The 14,896-nt window shown below is 42.2% G+C and carries 16 protein-coding genes; 11 read left to right on the plus strand and 5 right to left on the minus strand.

The features are described 5' to 3' along the window. Genes PQG45_RS11160 through mog form a run of 7 tightly spaced genes read left to right on the plus strand, consistent with a single transcriptional unit; the run spans position 1 to position 5,221 of the window. The gene (locus tag PQG45_RS11160) at positions 1 to 1,050 is read left to right on the plus strand and encodes an aminotransferase class V-fold PLP-dependent enzyme (protein ID WP_315577634.1); all 1,050 of its coding nucleotides are present in this window, start codon (positions 1 to 3) and stop codon (positions 1,048 to 1,050) included. After that, positions 1,040 to 1,612, plus strand: a complete 573-nt coding sequence (locus PQG45_RS11165) for a MarC family protein (RefSeq protein ID WP_315577635.1) — start codon at positions 1,040 to 1,042, stop codon at positions 1,610 to 1,612. The genes PQG45_RS11160 and PQG45_RS11165 overlap by 11 nt, the downstream gene beginning before the upstream one ends. Next, on the plus strand, positions 1,612 to 2,238 hold the full coding sequence (locus PQG45_RS11170) for a ribonuclease H family protein (protein WP_316070870.1): 627 nt from the start codon (positions 1,612 to 1,614) through the stop codon (positions 2,236 to 2,238). The genes PQG45_RS11165 and PQG45_RS11170 overlap by 1 nt, the downstream gene beginning before the upstream one ends. Continuing rightward, a complete protein-coding gene (locus PQG45_RS11175; RefSeq protein ID WP_315577637.1) occupies positions 2,225 to 2,932 on the plus strand; it encodes a tRNA1(Val) (adenine(37)-N6)-methyltransferase in 708 nt (235 codons plus the stop codon). Before PQG45_RS11170 ends, PQG45_RS11175 begins: the two co-directional genes overlap by 14 nt. A 44-nt stretch (positions 2,933 to 2,976) precedes the next feature. Beyond that, on the plus strand, positions 2,977 to 3,930 hold the full coding sequence (locus tag PQG45_RS11180) for a glycosyltransferase family 2 protein (protein ID WP_315577638.1): 954 nt from the start codon (positions 2,977 to 2,979) through the stop codon (positions 3,928 to 3,930). Further along, positions 3,930 to 4,703 carry a tRNA threonylcarbamoyladenosine dehydratase gene (locus tag PQG45_RS11185; protein ID WP_316070871.1) on the plus strand — a complete coding sequence of 258 codons (774 nt, stop codon included), beginning with the start codon at positions 3,930 to 3,932 and terminating at the stop codon, positions 4,701 to 4,703. Before PQG45_RS11180 ends, PQG45_RS11185 begins: the two co-directional genes overlap by 1 nt. Continuing rightward, positions 4,700 to 5,221 carry a molybdopterin adenylyltransferase gene (gene mog, locus PQG45_RS11190; protein WP_315577640.1) on the plus strand — a complete coding sequence of 174 codons (522 nt, stop codon included), beginning with the start codon at positions 4,700 to 4,702 and terminating at the stop codon, positions 5,219 to 5,221. The genes PQG45_RS11185 and mog overlap by 4 nt, the downstream gene beginning before the upstream one ends. A gap of 367 nt (positions 5,222 to 5,588) precedes the next feature. Here mog and PQG45_RS11195 read toward each other — a convergent pair whose 3' ends face one another. Together PQG45_RS11195 and folP are read right to left on the minus strand one after the other, a co-directional pair. After that, the gene (locus PQG45_RS11195) at positions 5,589 to 6,407 is read right to left on the minus strand and encodes an aminotransferase class IV (protein WP_315577641.1); all 819 of its coding nucleotides are present in this window, start codon (positions 6,405 to 6,407) and stop codon (positions 5,589 to 5,591) included. Beyond that, positions 6,385 to 7,254 carry a dihydropteroate synthase gene (gene folP / locus PQG45_RS11200; RefSeq protein ID WP_315577642.1) on the minus strand — a complete coding sequence of 290 codons (870 nt, stop codon included), beginning with the start codon at positions 7,252 to 7,254 and terminating at the stop codon, positions 6,385 to 6,387. Before folP ends, PQG45_RS11195 begins: the two co-directional genes overlap by 23 nt. Positions 7,255 to 7,316: 62 nt before the next feature. Here folP and PQG45_RS11205 point away from each other — a divergent pair, with 62 nt between their 5' ends. The 3 genes from PQG45_RS11205 to PQG45_RS11215 are packed head-to-tail and all read left to right on the plus strand — an operon-like array spanning position 7,317 to position 9,528. Further along, positions 7,317 to 7,901, plus strand: coding sequence for a DUF1599 domain-containing protein (locus PQG45_RS11205; protein WP_315577643.1), 585 nt, complete (start codon positions 7,317 to 7,319; stop codon positions 7,899 to 7,901). Beyond that, positions 7,847 to 9,001 carry a BT_3928 family protein gene (locus tag PQG45_RS11210; protein ID WP_316070872.1) on the plus strand — a complete coding sequence of 385 codons (1,155 nt, stop codon included), beginning with the start codon at positions 7,847 to 7,849 and terminating at the stop codon, positions 8,999 to 9,001. The genes PQG45_RS11205 and PQG45_RS11210 overlap by 55 nt, the downstream gene beginning before the upstream one ends. A gap of 8 nt (positions 9,002 to 9,009) precedes the next feature. Next, positions 9,010 to 9,528, plus strand: a complete 519-nt coding sequence (locus PQG45_RS11215) for a shikimate kinase (protein WP_315577645.1) — start codon at positions 9,010 to 9,012, stop codon at positions 9,526 to 9,528. On the opposite strand, the gene PQG45_RS11220 is transcribed toward PQG45_RS11215, so the two are convergent. Together PQG45_RS11220 and PQG45_RS11225 are read right to left on the minus strand one after the other, a co-directional pair. Further along, a complete protein-coding gene (locus PQG45_RS11220; protein WP_316070873.1) occupies positions 9,525 to 11,063 on the minus strand; it encodes an OmpP1/FadL family transporter in 1,539 nt (512 codons plus the stop codon). The two genes, PQG45_RS11215 and PQG45_RS11220, sit on opposite strands and share 4 nt — an antisense overlap. A gap of 4 nt (positions 11,064 to 11,067) precedes the next feature. Next, positions 11,068 to 12,063, minus strand: coding sequence for a hypothetical protein (locus PQG45_RS11225; protein WP_316070874.1), 996 nt, complete (start codon positions 12,061 to 12,063; stop codon positions 11,068 to 11,070). A gap of 126 nt (positions 12,064 to 12,189) precedes the next feature. Here PQG45_RS11225 and proS point away from each other — a divergent pair, with 126 nt between their 5' ends. Further along, positions 12,190 to 13,662: a proline--tRNA ligase gene (proS, locus tag PQG45_RS11230; protein ID WP_315577648.1), complete on the plus strand. Its 1,473-nt coding sequence runs from the start codon at positions 12,190 to 12,192 to the stop codon at positions 13,660 to 13,662. Between the two features lie 78 nt (positions 13,663 to 13,740). On the opposite strand, the gene PQG45_RS11235 is transcribed toward proS, so the two are convergent. After that, the gene (locus tag PQG45_RS11235; RefSeq protein WP_315577649.1) at positions 13,741 to 14,889 is read right to left on the minus strand and encodes a cysteine desulfurase family protein; all 1,149 of its coding nucleotides are present in this window, start codon (positions 14,887 to 14,889) and stop codon (positions 13,741 to 13,743) included. Positions 14,890 to 14,896: the final 7 nt, after the last annotated feature.

Here is a 14,896-nt window from a genome sequence, read left to right on the forward strand (position 1 = left end):
ATGCTATCGTTCTACCCCGGTCCTTCTAAGGTACATCCGGAGGCCTTGAAATTTATTCAAGAGGCCTTTGACCAGGGTATAGTCAGCATAAATCACCGAAGTGCTCGTTTTGAGGAACTATTAAAAGACACGCTGGAAATATTGCATGTCCAGTGGAATATTCCTTCGGATTATACGATCTATTTTGTTTCCTCTGCGACAGAAGCGTGGGAAATTGTCGCCCAATCTTTGATTGAAAAACAATCCCTGCATATTTACAATGGTGCTTTTGGCAAAAAATGGGCCCATTATACGCAAGAAATTTACCCAAACGCACAATCCATTGCATTTGATACGCAGGAAGGATTAGCAAACATGTATCTTCCTTCGCTTGAACAGGTAGACACGATTTGTTTAGTCCAGAGTGAAACTTCAAATGGTACAGGTCAAACGATTTCACGGGCTATGTTTGGCGATGTGTTGATTGCAGTAGATGCCACATCGTCTATGGGAGGAATCGAATTACCTTGGAATGAAGCCGACGTATGGTTGGCCTCCGTCCAAAAATGCATCGGTATCCCTGCAGGGCTTGGTATCATGATTTGTTCGCCAAAAGCATTAGCCCGCGCTGAAAAACTAGGGCGTAAATCGCATTATAACGACGTCTTGTTGATGGAGGAAAATCGCCAACGGTTTCAAACCCATTATACGCCGAATGTCTTAAGCATATTTGTATTGAATAGATTAACCCATTTACTTCCCAACTTAAGTATCATCGATGCTCAGACGAGAAAAAAGATGAAAACCTGGGAAGACTTTTGGGCATCAAATACAAGCTGGGGGCTAAAATGCTTAATAGAAAACCCTGTACTCAGACTTCCTACCGTATTAGCCCTACAAGGAGACCCTACGCAAATTCGGTTAATCCAGCAGAAATGTTTAGCTGCGGGAATTGAATTAGGGAAAGGATATGGCGATTGGCAGGCGAATACCGTTCGGATTGCCAATTTTCCAAGCCATACGGAAAACGATATACAAACACTCATCCAACTATTAACGCATGAACTTTAATTTCAAAGAAATCTTATCATCCTCACTGATTTTGTTTTCGGTCATTGATATTTTAGGTTCCATACCCATCATCATTGATTTACGTAAGAAGAATGGTAATATCCATGCGGAACAAGCGACTTTGGTGTCCGGTTTGATCATGATTGGCTTTTTCTTTGCGGGCAAATTGATTTTGCGTTTTTTTGGGGTAGACACAAACTCCTTCGCCATGGCTGGCGCATTGATCATCTTTCTCATCGGTTTAGAGATGACCTTGGGACGCAATATTTTTAAATCGGAGGAAGTACAAGAAGGATCAGCGCATAGCATTGTCCCATTAGCGTTCCCCATTATTGCCGGTGCAGGAACCATGACGACCTTAATTTCTTTGAAATCTCAATTTGAAGAAGAAAACATCATGATCAGTATCTTGATTAATCTTATCTTCATCTACATCGTCTTACGTTCCAGCGTCTGGATAGAAAACAAATTAGGCAATGCTGGGACACAGGTATTACGCAAGGTTTTTGGGGTAATTTTGATTGCCATTGCCATTAAAATCTTCAAAACGCGTTTAGGATAATGGCCAAAAAGCAGAAATACTATGTGATTTGGGAAGGCCATAAAAAAGGGATTTTCGACTCTTGGACAGAAACGGAGAAGAACATCAAAGGTTTCCCGAATGCCCAATATAAATCCTTTGAATCTCGGCGGGAAGCAGAGGCGGCCTCAAAGAAAAATTACTGGGCAAGCATCAACCCCAAAGCGGCTAAAACATTAAAAGCATCAGGCACTGCGGGTAATTTTATCATTCCTAGCATTTCTGTTGATGCGGCTTGCGCTGGCAATCCCGGCGTTTTAGAATACCAAGGTGTCAACACAGCCACCAAAGAAGTCCTTTTTAAACGCGGACCCTTTCCGGTAGGCACAGTTAATTTAGGTGAATTTCTTGCTATCGTACATGGACTCTCCTACTTAAAAAAATTAGATTGCCCATTCCCTCTATATTCTGATTCTCGAACAGCAATTGCATGGGTCAGAAATAAGGCGATCAAAACTAATTTAGAAAGAAACCCAAAGACCGAGGACCTATTTGAACTCGTCGATCGTGCCATCGAATGGTTGAAAAACAATAGCTACTCAACCAAAATCTTGAAGTGGGAAACCGAAGATTGGGGTGAAAACCCGGCAGATTATGGCCGAAAATAGATCTATTTTTCAGTTCAAGCAATTTGCACTCGCGCATGGAAATCCCGGTTTAAAAATAACAACGGAGGCCTGTTTGTTTGGTGCGTGGTCGGCGCAGTTCCCCCAACAAAATACATTGGACATCGGAACAGGATGCGGATTACTCATAGGTATGCTAAGCCAAGCCCACCCGAATGCCCATTTTACCGGCATTGAAATCCAGCCGGAAGTGGCCAAATTAGCGAAAGAAAACACAAGCTCCTTATCCAACGCAAACATTCAGATTCACGCAAATGCACTGGAGAATTATAGCGGAAAACATGATTTCATCCTATGTAATCCCCCCTTCTTCATCAATCATTTAAAAAACAGGGATGCCTCCAAAAACCAAGCGATGCATAGTGACACCTTAAGTCCAGCGGAATTGGCATCGGGTATCCAGCGCTTATTAAGTCCGGAAGGGAAATTCACCGTTTTATATCCACCGGTCGGCATGAAGCAATTCGAAGAAGCAGCGAAAGAAAAGGGGCTTTATGTAAACCAAATATGCGAAGTCAAACATCAAGCAAGTCACGAAACGCTCCGGTTGATGGCACAAGGCTCATTTCAAGAAGGTCAGAAAGTACAGGAAATATTGATCATCAAAAATCCAGATGAAAGCTACAGTGACGCATTCATCCGCCTATTAAAACCGTACTATTTGATATTCGACTAAATTATCCACCGAAATTTGTATTTTTGTTTGTTTGAAGCCCAACTATGTTGCAAATATCCATTGTAGTACCTCTGTATAACGAAGCTGAATCGCTCCCTGAATTATGTTCATGGATTGATCGTGTGATGCAAGAAAATCAATTCAGTTATGAAATGATTTTTGTAAACGATGGCAGCAAAGATGATTCTTGGCAGGTCTTACAAAACTTATCCAAGCAGTACACCACGATAAAAGGCATATCCTTTGCCCGCAATTATGGGAAATCGGCCGCCTTGCATGAGGGTTTCCAAAAAGCAAGTGGACAAGTCGTTATTACCATGGATGCTGATTTACAAGATTCGCCAGACGAAATCCCCGAATTATATCGCATGATTACCTCAGACGGATATGATTTGGTATCGGGTTGGAAACAAAAACGTTTCGACCCACTGACTAAAACCATCCCGACGAAACTATATAATGCAGCTACACGTGCTTTATCAGGTGTATATTTAAATGATTTCAACTGCGGTTTAAAAGCCTATAAATTAGAGGTTGTCAAAACCATCAAATTATACGGAGAAATGCACCGCTACATTCCGGTTCAGGCCAAATGGAACGGATTTACAAAAATTGGGGAGAAGGTCGTTCAACACCAAGCACGTAAATATGGCGTGACCAAATTCGGTTTAGAACGCTTTTTATATGGTTTCTTGGATTTATTATCCATCACCTTTGTGCAGACATTTGGGAAAAGACCTATGCACCTTTTCGGGAGTTTGGGGATATTATCCTTCTTTTCGGGAACGTTAATCACGCTGTGGTTGATCGGCGTAAAGCTTTATAACATCGCGAATAATTTCAAGTACCGGAATGTCACCGACAATCCTTTGTTCTTTTTGGCATTAGTTGCCATCATTTTAGGAGTACAATTATTCGTCGCAGGATTTTTGGGTGAATTACTCATCACAAATTCCGACAAGACAACTCAATACCAAATCAAGGAAGAAATTGCCTAATGTTACACGAAAATGACCTTAGTTGGCTCAGTCGGTCCGAACTTTTAATCGGCACCGAAGGAATCCAAAAAATGCAAAACGCCCATGTCCTTATCGTGGGCCTAGGTGGTGTAGGATCGTTCGCTGCGGAATTCATTGCCCGGGCAGGCGTAGGAACCATGACAATTGTGGATGGTGACGTGGTAGACCCAACTAACCGGAATCGACAATTACCGGCCTTATCAACCAATCACGGTGTATCCAAAGCTCAAATCATGGCGGAACGCTTACTGGCGATCAATCCAGCCTTGAAATTAACTAGCATTGAAACCTTTTTAAGTCCGGAGGCAGCCAAAGAATTATTGGAGCAAACGCGCTTTGATTATGTGATGGATTGCATTGATTCGGTTACACCCAAAATCACCTTATTGAAAACAGCCTATGACTTAGGTTATCGGATTGCGAGTTCCATGGGAGCTGGAGGCAAATTGGACCCTACGAAATTGCGCACGGCAGATTTGTTAGATACGCGGGAATGTTATTTGGCATCCTTGGTACGTAAGCGTATCCGTAAAATGGGCGTAGGAAAAGGAATTAAAGCTGTATTCTCGCTTGAAAAAGTGAAGGATGAGTCCTTGATTTTAACAGATGGTTCCAACTTCAAGAAATCAGCCTATGGGACAATTTCGTATTTACCAGCAGCATTTGGAGCTGCAGTAGCATCCATCGTCATTCGTGATTTATTAGAGGAGCCCATCCCAATGGAAAAACGTCTTAAAGCCTATAAGAAATGATCAAAATTGGCGTCATCAATGTGTCGGACCGAGCGAGTGCAGGAATCTACGAAGATATTCCGGGCAAGGCGGTCGTGGAATTATTGCACGAATTTTTGACCTCGCCATTCGAGGTGGTTTATGCTGTCATCCCCGACGAGCAAACTTTGTTGGAGGCCAAAATGATCGAAATGAGTGAAGAGGTTTGCCTCCTCGTAACAACAGGTGGAACGGGACCTGCCTTGCGTGATGTAACTCCGGAAGCAACAGAGGCCGTATGTCAAAAGATGATGCCTGGATTTGGAGAGCTGATGCGCTCGGTCAGTTTGCAATATGTCCCTACCGCAATCTTAAGTAGACAAACGGCAGGCATTCGTAATCAAACCTTGATTTTAAACCTACCCGGAAAACCTAAAGCCATCCGACAATGCTTAGAGGCCGTTTTTCCTGCGATTCCTTATTGCATTGATTTAATCGGGGGACCATTCTTGGAATGCAATGAAGCGAATATGAAGGCGTTTAGGCCGAAGGGGAGTTAAGAGGTAAGAGGTAAGAGTGAAGAGTGAAGAGTTTAGAATTAAGAGATTTTGAAGAATTTGTAGAGACGCGATAGCTCGCTATTAGACATTAGACCTTGAACCTTAGCCGTTGGAGTTTTTGTCTTTGGCAAACCTTCAAAGATTGCCAAAGTTTGAGGCGCCTCGCGCCGATTCTATCATAACACATATTTTGTAGAGACGCGATAGCTCGCTATTAGACCTTAGTCGTTGGAGTTTTTGTCTTTGGCAAACCTTCAAGGATTGCCAAAGTTTGAGGCGCCTCGCGCCGATTCTATCATAATAATATATATTTTGTAGCGACTTGACACTTTGCGTCTTAAATTAATAGACGCGAAGTATCGCGTCTCTACAATACCTCTAATTTCACCAACTCATCATACAATCGCTTCGCCACCGGCCCTCGCTCACCAGAACCAATCGTTTGCCCATCAATCGCTAATATGGGAACCACGCGTTTCGTACTTCCAGTTGTAAATACTTCGTCGGCCGTTAAAAAATCATCCAAGTTACATGGCTGAACATGAACCGGATAATGTTGGCCTGCGATTTCCAACACTTTCATCCGGGTAATTCCTTCCAAAATATGAACATCAGGAGTGAAAATCTCCCCGTTTTTAACATAAAACAAATTACTTCGGGTAGATTCTGAGACACCATGCTTTTGCGTGTAATAAATCAAATCATCAGCACCAGCGGCCTTCATTTCAGGTATGTGTCGAATCCCAAAGGCATAATTCAAGGATTTGATATCCGCCATCTCCCGCACAAATTCCTTGCTCAATAAACGCATTCCCTTTTCTGGATCTGTGAACTGAAAAACACTGGGCAAAATCCATAGGTTTGCTTGCTCAGCAGGTACATATCCATTCATACTTTCACCACCTGTCAATACCATTTTAACACCTAAACAGGCATCCGTTGACATGGAGGCTAATTCATAAATACAAGCGGATAAAGCCTCTGTTGAATAAGGCAAGTTCAAACCCATTTTAGCCGCCGAACGCTCAAAGCGCGCCAAATGATCCGCTAAAAAAATAGGCTTCCCATCCATGATGCGAAAAAAATCAAAAATTCCATAGCCACGCAAGAACCCGATATCTTTGACTGATACATGTGCTTCATGGGCCGGCTTCCAAGCCCCATTAATCCAAATTGGGTAATCCATTCGATTGTAGTTTAGCAACTAAAGTGATCACTTCTTTGGCCTCCGCCACATCGTGCACCCGTAAAATATTGGCGCCTTGTTGGAGCGCAATTGTATGCAACACCGACGTCCCATTCAAGGATTCAGCTGCCGTGATACCCAAAGTTTTGTAAATCATCGACTTCCGAGAAACACCAAGTAATATGGGAGCGCCCAATGTTTTAAAAACTGATAGATGAGCCAGTAAAACATAATTATGTTCCATAGATTTAGAGAACCCCAAACCTGGGTCAATAATCACATCTTTAGCACCCAAGACACGTAATTGTTGGAGCTTCTCAGCCAAATCCGACCACACATCCGAAACAACATCTTGGTAATCGGGTACTTCATGCACTTGATCAAAGGCTCCCCTACTGTGCGATAAAATATAAGGCACTTGATTTTGGGCAACCCACTCAAAGATTCCGGAATCCATTTGGCCTGCACCAATATCATTCAAAATATCAGCACCCGCGGCGATAGCAGCCTTTGCGACGGACAAACGGTAGGTATCAATTGAGATTATAAGGCTAGGGAATTGTTGGCGCAACAAGGAAATAACCGGAACCACACGTGCAATTTCCTCTTCAACAGATACAGGAGCTGCTCCTGGACGCGTAGAATGCCCACCGATGTCAATAATGTCTGCGCCCAATGCAATCATTCCAGCTACGCGTTCTAGGCAAATAGAAACATCCAATGCCCGACTGCCCGCATAAAAAGAATCAGGAGTTGTATTTAAAATACCCATGATAAGCGGCTTATCGAGGCTTAGGATTCGACCCTGTACGCGAATTGTTTGAAATGATGGAAAAAGAGCGTTCAAATCAACGAAATTTAGGATAATTTAAATATTTTTGTAGGCTATAATTAAAAATACAGACCCGTATGAATAAGGACTCCGCGCCTTCCCAAACTGAAATCGAATATCGCCAAGTAATTTCATACTGCAAAGCCTTGTTTGATAAAAAAAACAAAGATTACGGTACCTCTTGGAGAATTTTACGATTACCTAGTTTGACTGACCAAATCTTCATCAAAGCACAACGCATCCGAAGCATTCAAGACAAAGGAACGCAACGCATCGAAGATGGCATCGAGGGAGAATTCATCGGAATCATCAATTATTGCATCATCGCATTGATTCAAAAATCACTTGAATCATCCGATCAAATGGAATTTAGCCCAGAAGAATTAAGTGGTTTTTACGACCTCCAAGTTGAAACAACCCTTGAACTCTTGCGCAACAAAAATCACGATTACGGCGAAGCATGGCGCGATATGCGCATCAGTAGCATGACGGACTTAATCCTGATGAAAATTTTCCGCACCAAACAAATTGAAAACAATCAAGGTGTAACGCTCGTTTCTGAGGGTGTGGAGGCCAACTACCAAGACATGCTTAATTATGCTGTCTTTTGTTTGATCAAATTCAACGAGGAGAAGCAAATGCAAATGGCCCAACAGCAATAATTCGGATGAAGCAATACCGCAACATAGCCACGTTTGTTTTGGTCGGGATTTTTTTATTTTCCGGACTAATCAAACTTAATGATCCCATTGGAACGCAACTGAAACTCGAGGAATACTTCGAAGTTTTCTCGGTGGATTTTCCATGGATGGCTGGTTTCTGGAAATTACTTATTCCTCAGGCACTTCTTTTTTCGATCGGGCTAAGTAGCGCTGAAATTGTTTTAGCCATTGCTTTAGCACTGAATTACAAAACAAATAAGACGCTCTACAGCTTTGTTGGAATACTAATCTTTTTTAGCTTTCTGACATTCTATTCAGCCTATTTCAATAAAGTGACTGATTGTGGCTGTTTTGGCGAGGCGATCAAATTAACTCCGTGGACATCTTTTAGCAAGGATATATTCTTACTTGTTTTGACCTTAAGCTTATTCTTAACAGACAAAATCAAGCAAAGCCGCGCGACAGGAAAATGGGTTATCGCATCTACCCTATTAAGTGTCGGACTAGGAACCTATTGCTATTTCTACCTCCCACTTCAAGATGGATTGCCTTATGCCGTAGGCCAACATATTCCTTCGAATATGAAGAATCGGGAAGATTTGAAATTCAGCTATATCTACAAAATTGATGGCAAGGATGTTGAATTAGCCGAAATGCCTACAGATCCAAAAGCAGAATTTGTTTCCATGCAGGCGATCAATGAAAAAGAGGCTAGACCATTAATTACCGACTACCGTTTATGGATTGATGGGGATACAACGGATTATACTCAAAAAATATTTAGCGGCGATCATTTGCTCGTCATCGTACCCAATGTACACCATACACGATTAGCCGCATTTGAAACCATTAGCCAGTTGGCAAAAACTGTCAAGATTCCGGTTTGGTTGGTAAGCGCCTCATCCGATGCGGATGTTAACGCATTGCGCCATGAGTACCAATTAGCATTTCCAGCCCTATCGGCGGACACCAAAGTATTAAAAACCATCATTCGTTCAAGTCCTGGACTTTGGCTTATTAGCCAAGGAACCGTCAAAGGAAAATGGTCGGCCTATCGACTACCCAATGCGGATGAAATTCAACAACATATAAAACAATAAGTGCAAGAATGAAGAATATCTATTTAGTTGGAATGCCCTCATCAGGAAAGAGTACATTAGGGAAAGAATTAGCAAGAAATTTGGGGTATAGCTTTACAGATATGGATAAATTGATTGAAACACGTGAACAAAAAACGGTTTCTGAGATTTTTTCCAATTACGGAGAAGCACATTTTCGCGAACTAGAAAAGAAGACATTGCGTGGTTTCCAACCGAATCAATCGATGGTGATTGCAACGGGTGGAGGCATTCCATGCTTTAATGACAACATGGATTTCATCAAAGAAAATGGAGTTAGTGTGTTCCTAAACGTTGATGTAAACGATTTGGCCAAACGACTTTACAAGGCGCAAGGAAACAACCGTCCATTGTTAGATAAAAGCCAAAGTGAAGAGGTAGTCATTGCCTCCATCAAAAAGACGTTTGAAGAGCGTTTATCTTTTTACCAACAAGCCGACATCCAGGTAGATGGCGAAATCACGGTAAGCCAATTATTGTGGCTATTAGACCAATACCTGCCAGTTTAGAAGAATATTCCACCACCTAAGGTGAACTGCGTATTTGTTAGTGTCAATGCGGCTGATGCATAATCGGCCGCATTTTTCAATGTATAAGGGGTATAGGCATCTTTGCCGGTACGTTGAACGACAGCGAAGTCCACATAATATGCCGAACTACGATAACCTAAACCTCCCGAGACCTGGAATTGATTGCGATCGATGGAATCATACGTACTTGAAAAACCACTACCATACAATGCTGCCCCCCCACGAACGGTCCATGCACTCGAAACACGAAACTCGGCTCCCACTTTCATGTTAAGCACAGTTTGGTAGTTTTTCGAGATTTGGCTGTTGTATTTATCTTTAAACTGTTGGTTAGCGTAAGGTCCTAATTCTGCCGAAGCAACTGACATCCCAGCATAATTAAGCATTTCAACATCAGCACTTAGCAAACCTCTTTTACCGAAGAAATAGGCCATTCCACCTGAAATTCGGAAAGGTGTCACCAGCTGGTAGGTAAACTCATTAGGGGTCAATTTAACCGGCTTTACATTCGTGATATAACCTCCGGTAACAGGAATCTCCGAAATTTGTGGAGACATCGAACCCGTCAATTGTTCCTTAATATTATCATAATAGGTTGGCGATTGCACATTTAATGCTACGCGCAAATTGGGCTTCAACTTATAAATAACACCCAATGAGGCAGAAATACCTGAACCCGTCGTAATTAACTGCTCTTCATAAGTAAAACCTTCCACAAAATTATTCCCCGCATAACGCTCTTCCCATAATTGCGATTGAGATGTATTCAGCTTCGTAAAATGTAGGCCAAGACCTACATATAAGTGTTCTTGATAGGCTGCGCCGTAACTAATATCCCATTGTGAAACCGAACCCGAATTGACAGCATAACCAAATTGCTGCGTGGGTAAATTTGGCAAATATCGCTCAAAAGGAGCCCCACCTGTTTTTGCATTTGGATTGATTAAATAGGCTTGATAGGCTGCTGCTTCCGGACTATCCGCCGTATTGTAAACAGGATCAAATTCATTATCTAAACTTGCCCCGGTTGCACCCTTATCCCCTGCTTTTTGAATTAAATGATCCAAATAAGAACTCCGATTATTCGTACCCTCCATATTCAAAGGCTGTGTTAAAATAACCTGACGTGAGTAACCAATACCAAAGGCTCCTCGCCAAGAAGAACTTGACAAATAATCACCCGAAATCACGATACCAAAATTAGGCATGTGAAACAGATTATTGGTACCACTTGTCGATTGACTTAAATAGTCTGCATCCGTTTGGGAGGAGTTCAATGCAAAATTTAAGCCAACTTCAGAACGAGAATAAAACCCTAAACCAGCGGCATTCCCGGCAATTGAACTTAAATCAGCACCTAATACACTCTGAGTCCCACCTAAACCTTGCATGCGAGCAGAACCCGTCACATAAGAGGTGGAAAATTGTTTTGCCAGCATCGGATAGGTATAAACCTGCGCATGAGCAATATAGCTTACCAAAATAAGCGAGAAGATCTGAAATATGCGTTTCATAAAATTATCTTGGACCACGTGAAGAACCACCATTTGAACCACCACCACTGTTATAAGAGCCTCCTGAATAATTGGATGAGGGAGAACTGTATGATTCCGTTCTATTTTGACCATAATTCTGCTGTGGAGCAGATGGCCTGTATTCTACATTTGAATTTCTACGAGGTGCTGCTTGCACTGGGGCATTCGAATTACCCACGGATGAATTCACACGCGGTTGATTTGTTCCTTGACTATTGTAGGTATTATTACTACTTCGTGGCGTATTTGAATAGTTCTCACCTCCATAACGATTGGTAGCTCCACCATCACGCGGTCCACGATTGTAACGCTGTATAGGCTCTTGCGATGTCCCTACATTGGATTGATAAAAATTACCCCCGTAATAATTTTGACCAAAGCCATGGTAGTAATTATAAGCAGGTCCATAACCAAACATCATTCCTGGCCCTACATAGCCGTAGAAAGGATCGTAATAGCCATAAGGACTAGAAAAACCAAACGAATTATATCCATAACCCATACCACCCATATATCCGAAATTCGTCCCCATGGCAAAGCCTGAATAAAATGGATCATTCAGACGCCAAGCTTGCAAAGGTGAATACCAACGATTTGAATATCCAATGCCAAAATTGATGTAAGGATTTGAATACCAATTATTCCAAGGATTGGACGTGAATAAACCTTGATTAAAGCCTGAATTATAGCCTTGTTGGTATACCGATCGTGAATTCAAATAATTCACATCGGCTTCTTCCTGAATGACTGTTGACTCCTCTTCTTGTATAACCTGAGCATCTTCCTCAAAATTCAAATATGATGCTTTTTTTTGCTTTGTGACTACAGCAGCTGGTTTTTGATAACTATCATATAAATCATCTGAAACAAAGGCTGTTTGAGAAATCGAACATGCGTTCAACAATGCGATCATTGCAATCAATACCGAGGCAATCCCTAAATTTTTCATGGCATTCAATGGATTAAGATCTGAGTTCAAGCTAGTATTTTTAAGTTCATGGTTTAATTCGTAAATTTAACCTTTGAACCTTGAAAATAGTTTCCATTTCAAGATCATACAAATTAACGAAATAAATACCCACCTAGTACGATTCCCAAAAAATATATGAGTAAATCCTTACCGTCACGTGCCGACAACTATTCTGAATGGTATAATGAGTTAGTAAAAAGAGCTGATTTAGCTGAAAATTCAGCAGTACGAGGCTGTATGATTATCAAACCCTATGGCTATTCTATTTGGGAAAAAATGCAACGCGCATTGGATGATATGTTTAAAGAAACAGGCCATACAAATGCCTATTTCCCTTTATTCATCCCAAAATCATTCCTTTCCAAAGAGGCTTCCCACGTAGAAGGTTTTGCCAAAGAATGCGCGGTCGTTACGCATTACAGACTCAAAAATGACCCAAATGGTGGGGGTGTCATTGTGGACCCTGATGCCAAATTAGAAGAAGAATTAATTGTAAGACCTACCTCTGAAACAGTGATTTGGTCAACCTATAAAAACTGGATTCAATCCTACCGCGATTTACCCTTATTGATCAATCAATGGGCCAACGTGGTTCGTTGGGAAATGCGTACACGTCTTTTCCTTCGTACCGCTGAATTCCTATGGCAAGAAGGTCATACCGCGCATGCAACAAAAAAAGAGGCGATTGAGGAAACAGAGCAAATGTTAGAAGTATACGCAGATTTCGCTGAGAACTTCATGGCAATGCCTGTCGTAAAAGGAATCAAAACGGCTAATGAGCGTTTTGCAGGTGCCGATGAAACCTATTGCATTGAAGCATTAATGCAAGATGGAAAAGCATTGCAAGCGGGAACCTCTCACTTTTTAGGCCAAAACTTTGCCAAAGCGTTTGACGTAAAATTCCTGAGCAAAGAAAATCAATTGGATTATGTTTGGGGTACGTCTTGGGGTGTTTCTACCCGATTGATGGGAGCCTTAATCATGGCCCACTCGGATGACCAAGGTTTGGTATTACCTCCCAAATTAGCCCCTATTCAGGTCGTTATTGTGCCTATTTACAAAGGCGAAGAGCAATTGAATGCCATCATTGAGAAAGTTAATCCATTGGTAAAATCACTTCGCAAAAGCGGTGTTTCTGTGAAGTTTGATACATCGGACAACCAAAGCCCTGGATTCAAATTTGCTGAATACGAATTAAAAGGTGTTCCTGTTCGTTTGGCGATTGGAAATCGGGACATGGAAAATGGCACGATCGAATTAGCCCGCCGCGACACACGCGAAAAAACAAGCATGGCCTTCGAAGGAATAGAGCAGGTTGTACTAGATACCTTAGAAGACATTCAAACGAAAATCTATGCAAAGGCTTTGGCATTCCGTACGGAGAAAACGCATGTCGTAAATACTTGGGACGAATTCAATGCTAAATTAGAGGAAGGCGGATTTATCTCGGCGCACTGGGATGGCAGCTCGGAAACAGAAGAGAAAATTAAGGAATTAACCAAAGCGACGATTCGTTGTATTCCTTTAGATGCTAAAGATGAAGCTGGCAAATGTATTTTGACTGGCAATCCTTCGAATAAGCGTGTATTGTTTGCGAGAGCATATTAGATTATTCCCCAGACTGAAGTCTGGGGTTAATGAACGATTTTAGAAACCCCAGACTTTAGTCTGGGGAATTTAAAAGCGTTATTTCACCAAGCGTTCCAACACCTCCAGCACCCGATCGATCTCTTCCTTCGTATTATTCTTTGAGAATGAGAAACGAATCGCAGCTCCTGTTGCCGTAGGATTCAAGGCCGAAAGCACATGTGACCCCACCGAAGTTCCGCTCGAACAGGCACTTCCGCCCGAAGCGGAAATTTTCTCAATATCCAATTGGAACAAAAGCATATCCCCATCCGTAACACTCGGGAAGCGAACGTTTAACACGGTATATAAACTATTGTCCACTTCGCCCGACCGACCGTTAAACTGAATGCCTGGAAAGCGTTTTTGTAAACCTTCAATAAAATAGGATTTAATGGATTTTATGTGTTCCATATGTTCGTCCATCTGCGCATAAGCCATGCTTAACGCTTTGGCCAAACCAACCATCCCATACACATTTTCCGTTCCGCCACGTTGGTTACGCTCCTGAGCACCTCCATGCATCAACGGATGAAACTTAGCACCCGCGCGTGCATATAAAAATCCGATCCCTTTGGGACCGTGAAACTTATGCGCCGCCCCTACCAAAAAATCGACTGGCAACGCTTGCACATCATGCGTAAAATGCCCCATCGTCTGCACGGTATCCGAATGGAAGCTAGCGCCGTATTGTTGGCATAATGCACCCACAGCTTTCAAATCCAACAGATTTCCAATTTCATTATTTCCATGCATCAGCGATACAAGAGCATTCGGATTTTCGGCCAATAAACTTTCCAAATGACCTAAATCAATATCACCTTCCGCGTTGATTTGAACCAAGTGAACCTTCACCATCCCCAATTTTTCCCAAGCCTCCGCCGTATGCAAAACCGCATGATGTTCCAATGGAGATGTGATAATGGTCTTCACACCACCATATAAAACGGCCGACTGTATAACCGTATTATCCGCTTCTGTACCGCCTGAGGTGAAGAAAATTTCCGCAGGTGAAGCATTCAATAAGGTAGCAACAGCCTTACGCGCTTTCTCGACGATCACTTTGGCTTGTCGGCCATGCGAGTGAATCGACGAAGGATTCGCGGTGAATTGCTCAAAAAAGGGCTGCATTTCCTGCCAAACCGCCGGATCCACCGGGGTGGTTGCCGCGTTATCGAGGTAAATAGGTGTTTTTGTTGTTGATGTCATGTTCTAC

This window comes from Aquirufa regiilacus, assembly GCF_032470275.1.
In the GTDB taxonomy this organism is placed as follows: Bacteria; Bacteroidota; Bacteroidia; order Cytophagales; family Spirosomataceae; genus Aquirufa; species Aquirufa regiilacus.